The following is an 18723-nucleotide window of genomic DNA, read 5'->3' as shown; positions in this document are numbered from 1 at the left end:
GCGATATTATTGTGGTCCTATCCGGGCAACATCAATGTCTATCCAACCTAGTGCATAGGCTGGTGAATCCGGTTGGAGCCGCAGCATCCCATCCGTTGACTGGATGAACCTTGGATCTGCAATCACTGTGTTCGCGTCAAACTTACCTCCTAGTAAGGAACGCCATGACAGCCAGTCATAAACATGACGATTAAGTATGTCCGCACCTGATGCTGGTAGAGGGAGCTTGCCAGCAATCTGGCAAATGCCCTTAGCTTGATCTTGCCAATAGAGATTCCCATCCGCTTCAGCAAATTTATCTTCACGCCAGTTGACGAAATAATAGAGATAACCTGAATTGTAAATGAGATTCCCCTTCACCCTGACATCTTTGTTATCTTCGCCTGCCATTTCTTGCGTACCAATCGCAGCAATCGCATCAGGATTCGAGACGAGCAAATTCCCTTGAATGAGGTTACCTATCCCTTTGGAAAAAATAAGCATCCACAACTTACCCTCCCCTGTGGAATAGAGGTGCGTCAACACATTCTGAGTCACGGTAAAGTAATCTGAAGCATCATCCAAATAAATGCCAAAGCCGAAAGAGAAATGAATCCCACTATGGTGTAAGCGGTTCCCATGAATGACATTCTGAGTCCCGACGCCCCATGATTCGATTAAACCGCCATCCTGACTGTCCATCATCACATGTGAAATATCATTATAAGCGATGTGATTATTCCTCGTATGCAGGAAATCCCAGTGATTCTCCCAAGTTACCGGTATGTCGTAAATCGTAGATGGCATGACCTTATGTCGTAAACCTTTCAACGATATACCGTATCGTGGCATATGTGAGATTAAGTTATGCGTGATTTCATTATGTCCGCTTTGATAGAGCAGGATCCCGCAACCGTGTCCAATCAGCTCTCCACCATACCGAATCACATTATTCGTGATCGTATGGTCTTTATTCGTGTACGATGCTGCCGCCGAAGTAAAATGCCCTTGAAGCGGTGAAAATCCAGAAGCACATATGCCCATATATCCCATATGTTCAATGATATTATTGTTAATCTGGATGTTCCTCACCTGTTGATCCAAAAATAAGCCGCAGCTGCCTGAATTAACGATTTGGCAATGTGAGATCTCTATATGAGCCGCGTTCTGCATGTAAATCATGCCTTCACGATGCTCATCCCGCTCTACGTTGCTCAAGCCCTCGTCCGCTTGAATCATTTGATAATCGGACCAGAAGTCCGTGCAGGAGAATTGGAGTCCATGCAAATGAAGATGCTGAATAGGCTCATCATGATTGTTGCTTCTCAATTCAATCAGCCTCGTTACCGTTGGGACAATGACTTCTTGCTGTAACGGTATTCCTTTTTTCGGTTTGTAATAGAGCCAGCCTTCCTTCTCATCCAAGTGAAATTGACCCGGAGCTTGAAGAAAATCGAGAGAGCCTTGGATAAAATAACGCGAACCCACACCGATATCCCAAATCGAAGGGTGCTGGAATTGCACAAATCTTGCATCTACATCGTGTGCGTTCAAAGCCCTCAGCTCTGAAAACCAATTCCACTCCCCTTTTCCAGGCCACAGAAATACCTGTGCTTGAGAGAGATCACTTCCGATTGGAATATCCCCTTCACGGTAATGGATTCCTTCTATATAACCAGCCTCTGGCTCTCCTTCTGCTTGGAAGTAACCCGTTGCTGGCAGGCGTGCTTTCGTGATACGTTCACCATCCGCATATAACGTATGGAAGCCCCTTCCAGTTCCCCACCACGCTCGCCACATGTCTGAGCTATAGGGTTCCCAGTTCGTAATGGGCTTGCCTCCCACGATCGTAACGACTTCACCGGGCACATTGCGATAAGTGACACGGTAACCATTTCTTCCGGAATCTCGCTCATCCAGTTGCCAAGTTGTTTCAACATAATAGGTGCCGCCGCACAAAAACACGATGACATCGTGATTCATCCCGTTTTGGATGCAATTCCGAACTGTCATCTGTGCTTTCGTTATGGTTAAAAACGGCTTTTCTTTACTCCCATCGTGATCATCATTCCCAGTTGTCGCTACATAGAATTGGTCTGCCAATGTCATGAGCTTACTCCTTTATACAACATGATAACCTTATTTATGACTAGGAGCTTGAAGGTATACCTCTTTCGTTCGCTTAAGATCCTCATCTTGTTTATTCGTTGACAGATACTATTCTTCCTTCTTACTTCCAGCCAAAAATGTACGCATCACTTGCTCCGCTTTCTGTGTGAGCAGCTCAGAAGTGCGGCTCATAGCTTCCTGAAGTGTCATCGGACCGTTCACGATGCTGTAAATGCTTGTGATGCCGTATTCATGAAGCTTCTCAATCCCCTGCCCAACGGATCCCGATAACACGATAACTGGCACGCCGAGCTTCGCGGCAGCCTGTGCAATCCCCATCGGAGCTTTGCCAGAGGCGGTCTGTGCATCTGTCCGCCCCTCGCCAGTGAAGACAAGTTGTGCATGCTTGAGATGCTCAGTCAACTTGGTATTCTCAATGACAACATCAATACCTCGCTTCGTGCTGGAGGGGAAGAAAGCTTGAAAAGCACCGCCAAGTCCACCTGCAGCGCCAGCCCCAGGGAGATGATGCACAGCGATCCCCGTATGAGCTTCCATCTGATCAGCCCAATGCGTAAGGGCCTTATCTAGCACTTCAACCATCTCTGGCGTAGCACCTTTCTGCGGCCCAAAGACATGGGATGCCCCTTGCGGTCCAATGAACGGATTGGTGACATCGGAAGCAATCGTAAATGTAGATTCAACAATACGCTCGTCCCAATTGGTGGCATCAATATGTCTAAGATGAGTGAGGGCTTGCCCTCCTGCCCCAATCTCACGCCCCTCTTCATCCAGGAGCCGTAAGCCCAACGCTTGAAGCATGCCGCTTCCACCATCGTTGGTCGCACTCCCGCCAAGGGAAAGAATGAAGGAACGATATCCCTGATCGAGTGCATGCTTGATGAGTTGTCCCGTCCCGTATGTCGTCGCCATTAACGGATTCTGCCCTTCCGCTGGAACGAGCATAAGGCCGGATGCTGATGCCATTTCAATTACGCACGTAACACCGTCTCCGAGAACTCCGTACATAGCCGTTACCTCTTCTTGCAGCGGCCCTTGTACTTGGAGAGTAATCTTCTGGCCATGTGTAGCCTGAACAAGACTATCCACGGTTCCTTCTCCCCCATCCGCGATCGGTATGAGGATCGTTTCTATCTCGGGCATGGCTCGCAGAATCCCGGCTTTAATCGCCTCGGCCGCCCCTTCAGAGCTAAGGCTTCCTTTAAATGAATCAGGTGCGATAATAATTTTCATAGCTCAGCCTCCAGGTCGTTGTATCTAACGTTACTTATTAATTAATTTATACAACGCTTGGGTACCACTTTCCTCTTCGCCCATGGCAGCTAATTGCTCATAAAGTGATTTCGCCAGAGTCAGACCAGGAAGCTCCACTTTCATTTCCTCAGCTGATTGTAAGGCAATCTTCATATCCTTAATAAAATGCTTCACGTAAAAGCCTGGCGCAAAATTATCCGCAATCATCCGCGGCCCCAAATTGCTTAAAGACCAGCTTCCCGCCGCGCCGGTTTCTATGCTTTGCAGCACAGTTGTTGGGTTAAGCCCTGCTTTCTTTGCATAAACCAGTGCCTCAACGACACCCATCATGTTACTTGCAATGGCAATTTGATTGCACATCTTCGTATGTTGCCCAGCACCTGCTTCACCTTGATGAACGATATTCGTGCCGATTTTCTGGAAAATGGGCAGCATCTGTTCGAACGCGTCTCGCGCGCCTCCGACCATAATGGACAATCGCGCTTCTCTCGCTCCAATGTCTCCACCGGAGACAGGCGCATCCAAAGCGAATAGTTGCCGAGTCAGCGCTTCGTTATAAATTCTTTTAGCCAGCGATGGGCTCGAAGTCGTCAAATCGATCAAAAAGCTGCCAGGCTGTGCCATAGCGAGAATCCCATTTTGCCCAAAATAAATGTCCTCAACATCGCTCGGAAATCCAACCATCGTCATGATGATCTGACACTTCTGTGCCAACTCCCCTGGTGTTTCTTGCCATACCGCACCCTTCTCTACAAGGTCTTCCGCCTTTGCCTTCGTTCGTGTATAGACATGAACCTCATAACCTGCTTGAATAAAATGCCCTGCCATACTTTTACCCATAACGCCTGTTCCAATGAGTCCTATGATTGGTTGTACTGAATGTTTTGTCATGTGGTAGTCCACCTTTCACCTGTATCTTCTTTTAAACTTATCACCGTCACACCTTCTGGTCAAACACGGATCTCCAACGAGCAAAATACATCCCTAGGCTGATATCATGATGCACATCTTGCGTACATATAAAAGAGGTGTTTGAAACCCATTCATGTACAAGAAAGTGAGGAAATGTAACGCTATGTCCACCATACAAAAGAATAAAGGTTTAGGCATTGTCCTTTCAGGGCTTCTACTAGGCATTCTTATGGCTTCCATGGATAATACCATTGTGGCAACGGCGATGGGGACCATTGTCGGGGAGCTTGGCGGATTGGATAAATTCGTATGGGTAACCTCCGCTTATATGGTTGCAGAAATGGCAGGCATGCCGATCTTCGGGAAATTATCCGATATGTATGGCCGTAAGAGATTTTTCGTATTCGGGCTCCTCGTCTTCATGTTGGGCTCCATTCTGTGCGGTACGGCTGAATCGATTGTCGAGTTGAGTATGTATCGGGCCATTCAAGGGATTGGCGGTGGTGCCCTTGTACCGATCGCTTTCACGATTATGTTTGATGCGGTCCCACCGGAATCCCGCGGTAAGTTAGGTGGCTTATTCGGCGCGGTATTTGGGATGTCGAGTATATTCGGACCGTTGTTAGGCGCCTACATAACCGATTATATTAGTTGGAAATGGGTCTTTTACATCAACCTGCCCTTGGGTATGGTTGCATTTATATTCATTGCCTTCTTCTATAAAGAATCTGTCGAGCATTCGAAGCAGCGCATCGATTGGTGGGGAGCTAGCCTGCTTGTCGCCGCCATCGTATCGCTTATGTTCGCACTTGAATTAGGCGGCAAACAATATGCTTGGGATTCCGCGTTCATCCTTGGTTTATTCGGCCTATTCGCTGTGTTGACGACCGCCTTTATATGTGTTGAGCGCAAAGCAGCTGAGCCGATTATTTCGTTCGGGATGTTTAAGAATCGCTTGTATGCAACAAGTAATGCGGTAGCGATCTGCAGCGGTGCTGCCTTCATAACGGCGTCCGTGTATATTCCGATATTTATTCAAGGTGTCTTAGGCGGGTCGGCCACAAACTCAGGCTTAGTCTTGCTTCCAATGATGCTTGGTACTGTGGTCACTGCAACAGGCGGCGGATTCTTAATGACCAAATTCAGCTTTCGTTCCATCATGATACCAACCATCGCACTACTCGTTGTCGGTACGCTATTGCTAACGACGCTTTCAGGGGATTCACCTCGGTGGCTCGTGACCCTGTATATGATTGTTATTGGACTTGGGATTGGCGCTTCCTTCTCGGTACTCAGTAATGCGGCGATTTACGTATTTGATGCTCGTCAACGCGGCTCAGCCACTTCGACCTTGAATTTCCTCCGTTCCCTCGGCATGACGCTTGGGATTACGGTGTTCGGAATTATCCAGAGCCATGCTTTTACCAGAAAAATGACAGAAGCTTTCACCGCTAACGGGCAATCGCCGGTCGCTATGCCAGCAGGCGATTCACATACCTTGCTGGATCCCGCCAAGAGGCTCGACATTCCAGCCCCTGTGCTGGACAAAATCACAAGTGCTCTATCCTCGTCTATCGTACTCACCTTCGCTTGGACGATCATACCGGCATCATTAGCGTTGATTTTCGCCTTTGCCATGAGTAAAGAGCAGCTAGATCCTACCAAGGAATTCAAAGGTACGACTGAGCATTCGTGAATAAAAAAAAGCTGTCCTCGAGTAGAAGAATCTACTTACGGGACAGCTTTTTTTGCTTAATTAAATACCTTTAAAGGTAAACGCATATTCATACGTACGGTTAGCGAACAACGTAAACTCGGGATGTGTTCTTGCGCCCCAGCTGTCGTCACCGCCAACGCCCATTTGCTTGTAGTTGACACGTACCACAACTTTATCACTTACAGGCAGCTTATAAGGATGATCATGTGCTTCCAGTTCGAAAGGGGAGTATGGCAGAGCATTGAGCTCAACCGTTGGTAAACCTGCGATACGCAATCCACGCCCCGCTGCATTCGTGAGCGTCGCCCAACGAACATCCGTCTTATTGCCACATTCCTGTGGACGCAAGTACGGAACGAACTGTTCTTCGACAGTTCCGTTATGCAGCGCAAGCTTCGCGCCAACATTGCGATCCCAGTGGTTCTCGTGCGGTCCGCGGCCATACCATGCTAAGTTCTCGAAGGAACTGTCCAATTCAAACATGACGCCAACTTCAGGGATTTCTGGCAACTTGTCGCCAGGTGTTAGTTGCATACGAACCTCCACTTCACCAGAGGTGGAAACGGTGTAAACAAATTGTACGTCGGACACAGGCTGTGTCGCTAACCCAAAGCGTACGCGAACTTCAGCGCGTCCTGAATCCAGCGATTTGGCTTGTAAGGAAAGAAGCTTGCGGCCGCTTCCAGCTCCTTGCCACGGCGCACAACGAATATGATGCTGGTTTCCTCGATCATTATCTGTATATGCGCGCCAGAAGTTCGGCACGGGTCCTGTTTGGAAGAGTTCGACTCCTTCGTATACGTAGGAAGTTATATCGCCAGTCAACGCATCCATACGCAGGGCAAAACGGTCCCCTTGAAGCAAGATGCTGTTCTCCGAAGTTGTTACCACTTGCACGGCAGTCTCTGTGGTTAGAGCTGCAGCTGATTCCTTCTCCGCTTCCCAATTACCGGAATTCGTAGTCAAATTCGCTGCTGGAAGGATAAATTGCTCCCAGGCAATTTCATGTCCTTTTGCAGCCCATAATGTGTCGGCCTTCAAGGATAAGCTCAGCGTTAGCACGAATTCATCCCTCGGGAAATGACTTTCCAACGCATCCAACGCAAGCTCAATCGTCGTTGTCTCACCAGGTGCAACGGAATAGGAATGGCTAATCACACGGCTAGCCGCCGCGACACCATTGCGTGTAATCGTCCATGTCCAATCAAATTCATTCAAATTCGTGAATAAGAATTGGTTGGTCACTTGGATTTGGCCTTTCGCCACATCTACCGCTTCGAACTTCACATTCTGGTAGCACTTCTTCACTTCGTGCAGCTTTGGTGAAACCGAGCGATCTGCGAAGATCAAGCCGTTGCCGCAGAAATTGCCATCATTCGGCGTGTCGCCAAAATCGCCGCCGTAGGCATGATAACTGATGCCATCCGGTGTCGTTGTCCGAATGGATTGATCGATCCAATCCCAGATGAACCCACCTTGAAGGACCGGGTATTTATCGAACAACTCCCAGTACTTAAATAAGTTACCGCAGGAATTCCCCATCGCGTGACTGTATTCACAAAGAATAAACGGCTTCTTCGGCTGGTTTTTGGCGTATTCTTCGATTTTCTCAATTTTGGAATACATTTGACTTTCCATATCCGATGCTCTTTCGGATTCGCGCCACCAGTACACACCTTCATAGTGAACAACTCTGGAAGGATCAGCTTCACGGAAGAAATCATGCATTTTCAAGAAATTATCGCCACCAAAAGACTCATTACCGAGCGACCAAATAACGATGGATGGATGATTCTTGTCTCTTTGCAGCATGGAGTTCGCGCGATCCAGAACAGCACCAGTCCACTCAGGTCGACTTCCAGGCACCGTTTCACCTAATTCATATTGTGGATAGCTCCATGAACCGTGCGTTTCTAGATTGGTTTCATCAATTACATATAAGCCATACTGATCACAAAGCTCATACCACCGCGGATTGTTCGGGTAATGTGAGGTCCTCACTGCATTGATATTGTATTGTTTCATCAGTAATATATCTGCTAGCATGCTTTCCTCTCTAACGGATCGACCGCGATCACGATCAAACTCGTGACGGTTCACACCTTTGAACGTGATAACCTGACCATTGATTTTCATCAAGCCATCTTCGATTTCAAACTTACGGAATCCGACTTTACAACTTTCTGTCTCGATAAGTTCGCCTTCTTCATTTGATAAACGAAGTACCAACGTATACAAGTATGGATTTTCCGCGCTCCATTTGGCCGGACGCGCCATGTGAGTCGACAGTTCAATGGATTGCTTAGCCGTATCATTCGTTTGAACATCAACACGTAGCGGCGCATCCCACATTGCTTGCTGCTCGCTATCGTATAACATCGCTTCAACATGGTGCACGCCTTGACTTTTCAGATCATAATTCGTGATGGTCGCTTGAATGCGTAGTTCAGCATCTTCGCAAGCGCTGTCTAGATGCGTGTCTACTTTAAAATCAGCAATATGTACGGTAGGTGTCGTGTATAGATACACATCGCGGAAAATCCCACTCAAGCGCCAGAAGTCTTGATCTTCTAACCAGCTTGCATCACTCCAGCGATACACTTCCACCGCAAGCTTATTCTCGCCCTCGATCAGATATGGCGTAATATCAAAATCCGCAGGTGTAAACGAATCCTGGCTAAAGCCAACCATATCACCATTCACCCATACATAGAAAGCTGACTCTACCCCTTGAAAGCTTAGGTACACGGGCTGACCATCCCAACCTTCCGGGATCGAAAAGCTGCGCACATAAGAACCGACAGGATTATATTTCACCGGGGCAAATGGCGGCTTAATATCTTCGTGACCTACCCAAGGGTAAATGATATTCGTGTATTGCGGAAAGTCAAAGCCTTGCAACTGCCAATGCGAAGGTACGGCAATTTCCGCCCAATTGCTGCTATCAAAGTCCACTTTATAGAAATCCTGCGGACGTTTGTCTGCATTTTCAGCGAAATGAAAGTTCCATGTGCCATTTAAATTTTGATAAAATTGCGAAGCCTCTCGAACGCCTGCCAGCGCTTCCTCTTCCGTGTGATAAGGCATTAAGGTAGCATGAGCCTCTAACCGATTCAATTGATAGATGTCAGGATTATTGTTCCATTCGGGGTAACCATTTTCGGGTGCTGTGTATACAAATTTATTCGCCATGGATGTATGCCTCACTTTAGGTTATTGGATTATAAATCAACCTGCTTCCCTCATTGTACAAGACAACTATTTCTTTTAAAATATAAGATACTACGCATCACATATTAAAAAATGAAAGAGATGGACTTGTCATGGCTATTGATTATAGAAAGTTTTTCGTAATTACCGAAACGGACCGCAAGCTCCCCCTGATCCTCGAAACCATCGGATATGAACGCGAGCAGCAGTATTATGAAAGGCATGAGGGATATCCTTGCTTTCATTGGCTGCAAACCATCTCCGGTAGTGGGGAAATCATTCTGGACAGCGGCCCCGTTAAACTTGGCGAACGGCAAGGGATGCTGCTCGCTGGCGGTATCCCTCATACTTATAACGTGACTGACACGCCATGGTCCACGTGGTATTTAACGTTCGATGGCGCGTTAGCTGCATCTATCGTGCATGCCTTGGAAATTCCTTTATCGTCGCAAATCAGCTGGGGACCTGATACGCCGCTCGCTACTATTCATGAATATTACTATCATAAATATCGGGATAGTCATGATTTCACCGGAACCAACGGTTCCTTAGAAATCTATCAATTCCTGACGCTGCTTAAGAAGCACGGCATCTTGAACAAAAGTGCCTCCTTCTCGCAAAGTCACGAGCGGCTTCTGCCGCTTCTGCTCCAGCTCGAACAAAACTTCGCTGCCGCACATGTTGGTCTGAGCTGGATGGCCACTCAGCTCGGTGTCTCTGCGCAGCATGTAAATACATTATTTCGTCGTGCTTTCGGACTCTCTCCGTACCAATATCTGCTTCAGCTGCGCCTGCAGAAGTCCAAGGAAATGTTGATCGCTCAGCCTAATCTAACAGTAAAACACATCGCAGAAGCTACGGGGTTTCTGGATGCGTCGCATTTCATCTCGACGTTTCGTAAAGCCGTCGGGCAAACGCCGGATGGTTTTCGGCATCCTTATGTGAAGTGAGTGGGCTGCTCAGACGGGGTGGGAACCGGGATTGAGTCGGGTGCCGATGTGTTGGCGTGTGGCCTAATCCCATTTTCTAAATAAATGGAAAACCTCCATCTATTTGAGCTGATTTTGCGACTTTTTGAAGAATAAATGGAAAAAGTAAAGCTAATCTTTGGTTTTTGATCACTTTTAATAAAAATGGTAAAAATTAACTGTATTTTTTACAGCTATTTGATTTTTCTAGACGATATGAATCAAATTAACTACATATTATACAGTTATTGTTATTTTCATTTAGCTTGTTCGTTAGGTGTTGGTCGGTATTGTTGATTTGGTGGAGATAGTGTGTTGGTCTATCGTGCTAATGCGCTGTTGAAGCTGATGCGTCTATAATGAAGATTTGTCGTTCGAACTAGGATGCTGGTGTTGCTCGTATTGCTCTTATTGCTCTTATTGCTCGTATTTCTTCTACCGCTCGTTGCTCCTATTCCACCCTAGATGAATCTTTTAACTCTTAATCTTGTACATACCACAGAAAAATCGTCCTTCGAAGAACCTTCGCCTTCAAGCACCGCTCCAAACGCAAAAAAAAACCGCCTCAGCGGTTTTTGCATATATGTATACATGTACTTATGAGATTTTATGATTAGCGTTGAATTCGCTATACACTTCCAGCAGTTTCTGGACGAAAACCTAAAATCTCCAGATTCGACGAAAACTTGAAATCGGTTACATCTGGTGTGAAAATCAAGGGCAGCCCCCACCACTGGTGAGGGCTCCTCATTTATTTATATTTCTGAATAAAAGCAATGGCACTTGCAATATCTGTCTCTGGCTGTTCGCCGACTTCACGTTCGATCGTTAGATAACCTTTATACCCAATCTCTTGCAGAGCTTGGAAGTAGCGATCGAAATCGACATGACCTTCACCCAGAGCCAACTCGCGATACGTATCGCCAGATGTAGCTGCTTCCGCAATGCTCTCGTGTGTCATTGGTTTGTAGCCAAGTGAGCCATACACCTGACGCGGATCTGCTTGACGAAGTCGAATCCCGTCCTTCACATGCGTGTGAACGATGTAATCCTTCAAGGTGTATACACCTTGAACAGGATCATCTCCCGTTACCATGACCATATTTGCTGGGTCAAAGTTAACTGAGACACCCTTGGTGGATAAGTTATCAAGGAAGCTTTTCAGATGTGACGATGTTTCAGGACCTGTTTCCACTGCAAAATAGGCGCCTAAACTGCTCGCATAAACACCAAGCTCTTCACAAGCTTGCAGCATCGTTTGATAAATGGGATCGTTCCGATCCTCTGGCACTACGCCGATATGCGTCGTTACTACAGACGAACCTAGTTCAACAGCGAGATCAAGAATGCGCTTGGATTTTTCAATTTTCGCTGCATTTACCGTCTGATCTTGAAAACCATGTCCACCTAGATCGCCGCAAAGCGCTGAGATTTGAAGATCCAATGACGCAATGTAGTTACGTAACTCTTTACGCGCCGCCGCGCTTAAGTTCGCCGGGTCCATCTCGCCGGAAACCGCATAGATTTGAACACCATCCGCACCAAGTTCCTTTGACTTCTTTAGACCATCCCGTAATCCAAGACGCAAGCTATCTACCATAATTCCAATAGGATTGATAATCATATTTGCTACACTCCTTATCGCGAACTAAACGTTAGTTGATTTCATCCCATAATCTGCGGATGTTCTGCAAACCGATGGATGTGCCTTTTTTACACTCTTCCATCCCTTCAAATTCCAAGGAAATGTAACCGTCGTAGCCTGAGTTTTTGACCACACGCAAGATTTCACGCATATTCAAATCCCCTTGACCCACGATCGCTCCGCGCAAAAAGGTACCATAGGATGACTTGAACCAGCCTTCTCCTGGATTCTGATTGGAAGGACGTATGTAGAAATCCTTCACATGGACAATAGAGGCATAAGGAAGATTATTCGTCACGGCAGCAACGGAATCCTCGTCCACGCATACAAAATTACCAACATCCAAAGTTGTCTGGAAATTTGCACGATCAACAGCATGAATCAGGGCTTGAACACGTTCACTATGCTGCACGAAGAATCCATGATTCTCAACACTCGTCACAATGCCAAACTGGCTTGCATAGTCAGCAATCTGACGGCATGCTTCAGCTAAACGTGCCAAGTTAGCATTGAAATTGCGAATGGATAGATCTTCACTTCGCGCGACATCGTGGCGCATTTTGGTAACACCTAATCGGGCAGCAAGATCGACCTCGCCCTTCACCCGCTCAATTTCCTGGACATATTCCTCTTCGGTCTCTGTTAGGAAATTAGCTCCGATGGCGTAATTGGAAATAACTATACCTCGGGCCTGAGCCCTCTCACGAATCGCATCCGCAAGCGCAAAGTTACCCGGTAAATCATACCCCAATGGTACAATCTCGACATGTTCACCTCCCTGATCCGCAATCCAATCGATAACGTCCATGATCGACATTTCCCCAGACTTTAACGCCTGATACAAGCTATATGTGCTTACGCCCAGCTTCATACGTGTTCCTCCAATACTCCTATGCTCCGATTCGTTCGGGCTACAATCTGATTTCTTGGCCCTTCGCTGCGGATTCATAAATACCGCAAAGAATTTTCATCATTTCAAGGCCGTCTTCCACTGGGCTAATCGGCGTTTGGCCGGTTTGACAGCAGGACACGAAATGATTGATTTCATTTTGGAACGCGCCGTGAATGTCAATCGATTTGTTATCAATTTGTGGTGTCACATTCGTAATCGTATCCAGCACCTCAGTGACGAACGTGATTTCAGGCTCTAGCTCAACGCCGCCTTTGTCGCCATACAACTTGACAGCGATTTCATCCTTCTTAGCATGAAGCGTGAAACTCACATCCACCATGAGGGAAGCCCCATTGTCAAAACGAATCAATACATTCGCCAAATCCTCAACCGTATTGCGTTCCGCATCATAATCAGCTGCTTTATAGAACGATAAGTTCTTCACATTCTTCCGATTTCCAAGCTTGTTATACGTATGTCCGCTTACTGCAACTGGCTTCGGTCTGCCCATTAAGTACCAACACACATCAATGACATGCACACCAATATCAATCAATGGACCGCCACCTGAGCGTTCAACATCCGAGAACCATCCACCAGGATTTCCTAAGCGACGAAGGCAAGACGCTTTCGCATAATAAATCTCTCCCAATTGACCATTATCTATAAAATGCTTCACTAACTGAGCATTCGTATCATATCTTCGTACAAATCCAACTTGTAGAATCTTCCCTGTTTCACGAACCGCATCTTGGATACGCTGCGCTTCTTCTACGGTTTTGCAAAGCGGCTTCTCTACCAGAACATGCTTGCCAGCATGAAGAGCAGCAATACTGATCTCAGCATGTGTATTATTCCATGTACAAATACTGACGGCATCAATGTCCGGATTGGCGAGCAGTTCTTTATATTCAGTATAAATGTGAGCAATTTCATATTTCTCTGCTTTTGCAGCTGCACGCTCACGATTAAGGTCACAGACAGCAACAATGACAGCATCCTCTGATTTCGTATATGACGCAAAGTGCAAATCTGAAATGGAACCCGCACCGATAACACCAATTCTCAATTTATTTACGCTCATTGCACATTCAAGCCTCCTTAAAGTATCTACCCTTTAAAGTTAACATGCTTTGGGCATAGCGAGAATACCTAAAATACGCAGCTGCATGGACTATATGTTCAAAACCCCTCGCATCGACTTGCTGTTTAGTCTCATGGGATTAGTATAATTTTGCCCGTACTTTGTCTACTCTCCAGTAATCTATGCGCATCTGCGCCTTCCTTCAAAGCAAATCTCGTCAACGTATCCAGCTTCAAGCTTCCGTCTCGAAGTGCATCGAATAGATCATGAGCTCGCTTTATACGATTCTCTAAGCTGGTCACGTGATTCCAGAGGTCTCCGCCTGTTAACGTTTTGGATGTATCCATTAACATTCTCGGATCGACAGGCGCAGGATCACCGCCAGCCATGCCATAGAATACGACAGTCCCTTTCGTGCGAACCGCTGCGAAGCTATCCATTAAAGTTGAGCCAACGGAGTCATAAGCAACCTGGACGCCGCCTTTTTCATTGGACCATTGCTGAACTTCATGAACCCAGTCCTTGGTGTATAGGATGACTTCATCAGCACCCGCATCAAGAGCGATTTGTCTTTTAGCCTCGGATGACGTTACTCCCATCACCCTAGCACCTTGCCTTTTGCACAATTGAATCAAAAGTTGACCCACTCCCCCTGCCGCAGCATGGATGAGTACTTCATCGCCAGCTTGAACACGATAGCTGTCGTTCACGAGGTAATGCGCGGTCATTCCTTGCAGCAGAAGTCCAGCTGCCTGTTCATAGGTAATATCCGCAGGCAGTGGTATCGCGCGGTCAACTGGCACGGCGACTAACTCCGCATTCGCAAAGGGAACATCCGCAAAAGCGATGCGATCCCCGACATGTATATGCGTCATATGCGCAGGCACCCATTCAACAACGCCCGCTCCCTCGTATCCTAGAATATAGGGCGGCTCCCCTGCCAAATGATAGTTACCTTTGCGACGGTAGACGTCAGCAAAATTCAGACCTATCGCTTTCGTCCGAACAATAAGCTGATCCCCTTGTACGATAGGATCTGGAATCTCCTTATATATGAGGACTTCGGGACCACCGAATTGTTCGAAAATTAATGCTTTCATGTGCAACCTCCATCGATTAATTAACCGTTGTTATTTTAACATACGCGATGGGTGCAGCAAAATAAATTGGCTTTCTCTTTTCAAGTCGCAATCCAACAAAAATACCGTCATACGCAAGAAGCGTACAACGGCATTTGAACTACACGAGATTATTGTATGCTCAGATCCAACCTACTGGGTAGTTCAGTAATTGGCTTAGGTTTATTAATAAAATAGCCCTGTATGCCCCAGCACTGCATGTCTGAGAGCATATGGAAATGATCACTCGTTTCGATACCTTCAGCTACAACGAGCAAATTCAATGCTTTGGCCATAGCGAGTATAGCCGCGATGAGGGGGACATTCCCATCCGCAATGAATAGACGGTCAATCTTCAGCTTATCTATCGGCAGAAGCGTCAGCATGCTTAGCGACGAATAGCCCGTTCCGAAGTCGTCTAACGCAATCGTAAAGCCTGCCCCGCGCAGCTTACTCAAAATCAACTGTACTTCCTGCAACGAGTGAAGCGTCGTGCTTTCAGTAATTTCTAATTCCATCACAGAGGGCTCCACACCCTCCTCCTTCAAAATTTGCAACACTTGTCCAACAAAAAACTCCTCATTCAGTTGAATGCGTGAGATGTTGACTGAAATTTTGAAGAGAGGTCCGTACATTTCCTTCAGTTGATGCCAATCCTTACAGGACTGACGAATGACCCAATAACCGATAGGTACAATGAGACCTGTTTCCTCTGCAATCGGAATGAAATCACTGGGTTGCACAGGACCGCCATTTTTGCTATGCCATCGCAATAATGCTTCTGCACCAACAGCTCGCCCCGACGCCGGATTATAAATAAGTTGGTAATGCAAGTGCAGTTCATCTTTATCAATCGCTTGCGAGAGAGCCAATTCATGAATGAAATTCTCAACATGATTATAACGGGAGGATGCTTCAAATAAATGATAACGCTTTCGACCTGATCCTTTGGCAGTGTACAGCGCAATATCTGCTTGCTTGAGCAAATCTTGAATCGTTTCTTCGTGCTTCCGCTCCGCAATTCCGATGCTCACATTCACTTTCACCGCATGTTCATCTACGCGAAAAGGAGCATGGAAAAGCTCACACAACTGCTCTGCCGTCTCTTCGGTCCGTATCGCGGGCATGGAATCCACAACAACGAATTCATCTCCGCCAAGGCGCACGAGCGAATAACGATTGTCCCCAAACTCCTCTATAAGGCGGCACGCCACTTCAACAAGCACCGAATCTCCAGCCTGATGGCCAAAGGTGTCATTAATATTTTTAAAATTGTCCAAATCCAATAAATAGATCGTTGAAGGCTCTACGACATGCTCAAGTAGATATCTGCGATTAAACAAATTAGAAAGATCATCTTGATAAGCGTAGTAATACAACATATTTTCCTGCTGCTTACGTTCTGTAATATCCCGAGTCACTGAAAAGATAAAGCTAACCGTCCCATTCTCATCCAAAATAGGGGTTAAAATGCTCTCTCCGCTGTGCATCCCATTGGGTAATTTAACGCCATCCTCGAACCGTATCGTCCGTCGTTCTTCGACAACCCGAGCATATTTTTTATATAAATAAGCTGCCATCTGGCTCGAGTTGGATTCGAAAAAAGACGTCCCCATTCGATCCATTGTAATTCCACTAAATTTCGTTGCGGCCTGATTAACGTAGTAATACATAATCTCCGTACCAGATACCTTCATAATGTAAATAGAATCTTCAATATCATCCAGCATCATTTGCAGTAAATTCAAATCCAATGTTGTCGTTGCAGGAATTGTCATCCGTAGAACTCCTTTTTCCGAATAACCTAAGCGGTATGCCCGGTATGGGCCGTTAGTACTACCATTTCGACAGAGTCCTACTATTTTCCTCCCTAAATGGTCCTAGCGTTTCATCACTTAACTCTCCGTTGCTACCGCATTGAAAAATAAGCGTTTTGTGCTATTCATAATCGTTTTACTTCCTTACTCCAAAGAGCGCTAAGCCTTACAATTGCATTAAGCAAGCAATAAAAGCTAACTCACATGGGAGGTTATCCAAATGATAACAAAAGGCGATCCATTTTCACACACGCAGTACGTCAACGAAGGCTATAGCGGTCCTATACAAGGCCTTACGCTGGAAGAATCAGATACCTACTATAATCAATTCTTCGAGGTCATCGGACAAAATAAATACGAGCCCGGCCCCACGAAAATGAACTTGTCCGCTTGGCATCAGCACCATCACTGGGCATATACGCTTGCTACGCATCCGAGCATCATTAACGCAATGAAACAGATTCTCGGAGATGACCTCGTGCTATGGGCTATGCATTTCTGGTACAAAGAGCCTAATAATGATAAATTCATTCCTTGGCACCAAGATATCAATTATTGGCCAATGGAACCTGCGATCAATGCGACAGCTTGGGTAAGCTTGGGATGGTCAATTCGTGAAAACGGATGCCTCCGTGTTATCCCAGGAACGCACAAATCGTTCGTTGCACATGTGGCTACTGGAACTGATCAAAGTGCATTTGAGCAAGGCCTTCCGCCAGAGTCCATCGACGAATCCTTAGCCATCGACTTAGAGATGTCCCCGGGGCAGATTGCCTTTTTTAATGAAGCTACCTTCCATGGCTCTGAAAATAATACATCAAACATACCTCGTGTAGCCTTCTCGGTCCGTTATACGACCCCCGAGGTCAAGTTCAAAATTGAAGAGTGGGGCGGTGATACTACGCGTATCCGTACGTTCCTCGTGAATGGTGAAGATCGTTTGAAACGCAATGAAGATATTAAAGGTGTAATACCGACTGCGTAATACAACCACACTGCACCACCTCGTCTTGTCATAGCGAACATGATAGAATAATAGAAACAGACGAGACTGGGTGCGGAGGGAACCGCTTTGAATTCTTTTCAGATGATGATTGAAGCGTTAGAAATCCGATTTCTGCATATTACACAATATCAGCTCGATTATCACTGGCAAGCCCAAGGCCGTACACTCCGACATTGCGTCATGTGGTTCGTGCATAAGGGAAGCTTCCAACTGGAAGTTAATCAAACTTCCTTACGATGTAAAGAAGGCCATATCGTGATTCTGCCTGCTGAAAGCTTAATCAGCTTTCATGCCATTTCAGATGAGCTATTGTTAACCAGCATCAACTTCGATGCCGAAATCTCCTTAGTGAGTAATCGAAGCTGGATCCAGCTTTTGAATATTCCGCTGCTCTATGAGGATAGTGCAAGTGTAGTTGAACCTTTTATTCACGAAATGCTGCGCTCTGAACGTGACCCTTCCCCCTATGTTCATCTGCTACAACAGTCGTCCTTGCTCCGCATCTTGCATGCATTGCTGCATACACGAGGGGTGGCTGAGCCCAGCTCGAGTTTTTCGCACTTGGATAAACGGATTCACACGATCATCCATTTCTTACACGCCCATCCGCAACAAATGCCGGAAGTCCATGAGTTGGCAGAGCTTGTTCAGCTAAGTGACTCTCATTTGCGCAAGTTGTTTATTAAGCAAACCGGTCAAGCGCCGCTCCATTTCGTCCATAGCATCAAAATCGAACAAGCCAAGAAGCTCCTCGCGACTAGCATGAAGCCCATCTCACAGATATCTTATGAGCTTGGCATTGAAAATGCGAACTATTTCTCCCGAATGTTCAAAGTGAAGACAGGCTTAACTCCCCTGCAATATCGCCAACAATTCGGATTGTGGCTTAATGCCTAGGAAAATGAATCAAACAGAAAACCTCCAGCTTATCTCGGATTAACGCTGCACACGCAGTCGATACCGAAAAGTTGGAGGTTTTGCTTTTCATCCT

At 46.3% G+C, this 18723-nt stretch carries 13 protein-coding genes; 4 read left to right on the top strand and 9 right to left on the bottom strand.

Annotation, left to right across the window (positions count from 1 at the left end):
• Positions 1-6: 6 nt before the first annotated feature.
• From J2736_RS02175 to J2736_RS02165, 3 genes are all read right to left on the bottom strand, one after another.
• Entirely contained in the window at positions 7-2088 is a 2082-nt protein-coding gene (locus tag J2736_RS02175; RefSeq protein ID WP_310223091.1) for a right-handed parallel beta-helix repeat-containing protein, read from the bottom strand.
• 108 nt (positions 2089-2196) lie between these two features.
• Complete coding sequence (locus tag J2736_RS02170; protein WP_310223089.1) at positions 2197-3342, bottom strand: glycerate kinase; 1146 nt, start codon at positions 3340-3342, stop codon at positions 2197-2199.
• A 30-nt stretch (positions 3343-3372) separates the two neighbouring features.
• Positions 3373-4254, bottom strand: coding sequence for an NAD(P)-dependent oxidoreductase (locus tag J2736_RS02165; protein WP_310223087.1), 882 nt, complete (start codon positions 4252-4254; stop codon positions 3373-3375).
• A 184-nt stretch (positions 4255-4438) separates the two neighbouring features.
• Between J2736_RS02165 and J2736_RS02160 the strand changes: the two genes are divergently transcribed.
• Positions 4439-5971, top strand: a complete 1533-nt coding sequence (locus tag J2736_RS02160) for an MDR family MFS transporter (protein ID WP_310223085.1) — start codon at positions 4439-4441, stop codon at positions 5969-5971.
• Between the two features lie 60 nt (positions 5972-6031).
• Here the strand turns inward: J2736_RS02160 and lacZ are convergent, their stop codons facing one another.
• Complete coding sequence (lacZ, locus tag J2736_RS02155; RefSeq protein WP_310223083.1) at positions 6032-9184, bottom strand: beta-galactosidase, LacZ type; 3153 nt, start codon at positions 9182-9184, stop codon at positions 6032-6034.
• A gap of 131 nt (positions 9185-9315) precedes the next feature.
• Here lacZ and J2736_RS02150 point away from each other — a divergent pair, with 131 nt between their 5' ends.
• Entirely contained in the window at positions 9316-10152 is an 837-nt protein-coding gene (locus J2736_RS02150; RefSeq protein ID WP_310223081.1) for an AraC family transcriptional regulator, read from the top strand.
• A 769-nt stretch (positions 10153-10921) separates the two neighbouring features.
• Here J2736_RS02150 and J2736_RS02145 read toward each other — a convergent pair.
• The 5 genes from J2736_RS02145 to J2736_RS02125 form a co-directional block, all read right to left on the bottom strand.
• Entirely contained in the window at positions 10922-11794 is an 873-nt protein-coding gene (locus J2736_RS02145) for a sugar phosphate isomerase/epimerase family protein (RefSeq protein WP_310223079.1), read from the bottom strand.
• Positions 11795-11825: 31 nt separating this feature from the next.
• A complete protein-coding gene (locus J2736_RS02140; protein ID WP_310223077.1) occupies positions 11826-12686 on the bottom strand; it encodes a sugar phosphate isomerase/epimerase family protein in 861 nt (286 codons plus the stop codon).
• Between the two features lie 40 nt (positions 12687-12726).
• Positions 12727-13791: a Gfo/Idh/MocA family protein gene (locus J2736_RS02135; RefSeq protein WP_310223075.1), complete on the bottom strand. Its 1065-nt coding sequence runs from the start codon at positions 13789-13791 to the stop codon at positions 12727-12729.
• Positions 13792-13922: 131 nt separating this feature from the next.
• A complete protein-coding gene (locus tag J2736_RS02130) occupies positions 13923-14891 on the bottom strand; it encodes a quinone oxidoreductase family protein (RefSeq protein ID WP_310223073.1) in 969 nt (322 codons plus the stop codon).
• 149 nt (positions 14892-15040) lie between these two features.
• Positions 15041-16687 carry a putative bifunctional diguanylate cyclase/phosphodiesterase gene (locus J2736_RS02125; protein ID WP_310223071.1) on the bottom strand — a complete coding sequence of 549 codons (1647 nt, stop codon included), beginning with the start codon at positions 16685-16687 and terminating at the stop codon, positions 15041-15043.
• Positions 16688-16946: 259 nt separating this feature from the next.
• Between J2736_RS02125 and J2736_RS02120 the strand changes: the two genes are divergently transcribed.
• Both J2736_RS02120 and J2736_RS02115 read left to right on the top strand, forming a co-directional pair.
• Positions 16947-17711, top strand: a complete 765-nt coding sequence (locus tag J2736_RS02120; protein WP_310223069.1) for a phytanoyl-CoA dioxygenase family protein — start codon at positions 16947-16949, stop codon at positions 17709-17711.
• Positions 17712-17798: 87 nt separating this feature from the next.
• On the top strand, positions 17799-18629 hold the full coding sequence (locus J2736_RS02115; protein ID WP_310223067.1) for an AraC family transcriptional regulator: 831 nt from the start codon (positions 17799-17801) through the stop codon (positions 18627-18629).
• The last annotated feature ends 94 nt before the right edge of the window (positions 18630-18723 follow it).

Source organism: Paenibacillus qinlingensis (genome assembly GCF_031455095.1).
GTDB lineage: Bacteria > Bacillota > Bacilli > Paenibacillales > NBRC-103111 > Paenibacillus_E > Paenibacillus_E qinlingensis_A.
This window is presented reverse-complemented; position numbering and strand designations above follow the sequence as displayed.

What these genes read in the sequence shown, in the direction of transcription:
- J2736_RS02125 (WP_310223071.1), bottom strand. Translation starts at nt 16,687, where the DNA reads ATGACAATTCCTGCAACGACAACATTGGATTTGAATTTACTGCAAATG.
- J2736_RS02165 (WP_310223087.1), bottom strand. Translation starts at nt 4,254, where the DNA reads ATGACAAAACATTCAGTACAACCAATCATAGGACTCATTGGAACAGGC.
- J2736_RS02175 (WP_310223091.1), bottom strand. Translation starts at nt 2,088, where the DNA reads ATGACATTGGCAGACCAATTCTATGTAGCGACAACTGGGAATGATGAT.
- J2736_RS02130 (WP_310223073.1), bottom strand. Translation starts at nt 14,891, where the DNA reads ATGAAAGCATTAATTTTCGAACAATTCGGTGGTCCCGAAGTCCTCATA.
- J2736_RS02140 (WP_310223077.1), bottom strand. Translation starts at nt 12,686, where the DNA reads ATGAAGCTGGGCGTAAGCACATATAGCTTGTATCAGGCGTTAAAGTCT.
- J2736_RS02145 (WP_310223079.1), bottom strand. Translation starts at nt 11,794, where the DNA reads ATGATTATCAATCCTATTGGAATTATGGTAGATAGCTTGCGTCTTGGA.
- J2736_RS02170 (WP_310223089.1), bottom strand. Translation starts at nt 3,342, where the DNA reads ATGAAAATTATTATCGCACCTGATTCATTTAAAGGAAGCCTTAGCTCT.
- J2736_RS02160 (WP_310223085.1), top strand. Translation starts at nt 4,439, where the DNA reads ATGTCCACCATACAAAAGAATAAAGGTTTAGGCATTGTCCTTTCAGGG.
- lacZ (WP_310223083.1), bottom strand. Translation starts at nt 9,184, where the DNA reads ATGGCGAATAAATTTGTATACACAGCACCCGAAAATGGTTACCCCGAA.
- J2736_RS02120 (WP_310223069.1), top strand. Translation starts at nt 16,947, where the DNA reads ATGATAACAAAAGGCGATCCATTTTCACACACGCAGTACGTCAACGAA.
- J2736_RS02150 (WP_310223081.1), top strand. Translation starts at nt 9,316, where the DNA reads ATGGCTATTGATTATAGAAAGTTTTTCGTAATTACCGAAACGGACCGC.
- J2736_RS02135 (WP_310223075.1), bottom strand. Translation starts at nt 13,791, where the DNA reads ATGAGCGTAAATAAATTGAGAATTGGTGTTATCGGTGCGGGTTCCATT.